The organism is Flagellimonas olearia (assembly GCF_009184425.1).
GTDB classification, from domain to species: Bacteria; Bacteroidota; Bacteroidia; order Flavobacteriales; family Flavobacteriaceae; genus Flagellimonas; species Flagellimonas olearia.
The window spans coordinates 1-325 of record NZ_WELG01000176.1; the positions used below are offsets into that span (position 1 = coordinate 1).

Sequence of the window (325 nt, forward strand, 5' to 3'; positions counted from 1 at the left end):
ATCCCGAATGCAGCATCTGGATACACAAGGTTGGCTGCATATTCGATACCCTTATGCCTATCGGCCACAATAGCAAGAGACTCTCGCGTGCCGATTGAATCCCTTAGTTTCTCGAAAAACCATGTCCATGATTCATTGCTCTCCGACGGAACGATACCAAATGCAAGGGGAAATATGGAGCCATTTGCGTCGTGTCCGCAGGCTGCAAGCAACATACCTCCAAACTTGGCCTTTAGTGCTGATCCATCAACCACAATTACTGGACGACAATAACGCCAACCATGCTTCGAAGCAGCTAAGCACATGTAAAAGAATTTGAAACAAT

The 325-nt window shown here is 46.5% G+C and carries 1 protein-coding gene; it reads right to left on the reverse strand.

The annotated features are described in order from the left end of the window. On the reverse strand, nucleotides 1-305 hold a 305-nt coding region (locus tag F8C76_RS18360; protein WP_170284079.1), incomplete at its 3' end, for a transposase. Between the last annotated feature and the right edge of the window lie 20 nt (nucleotides 306-325).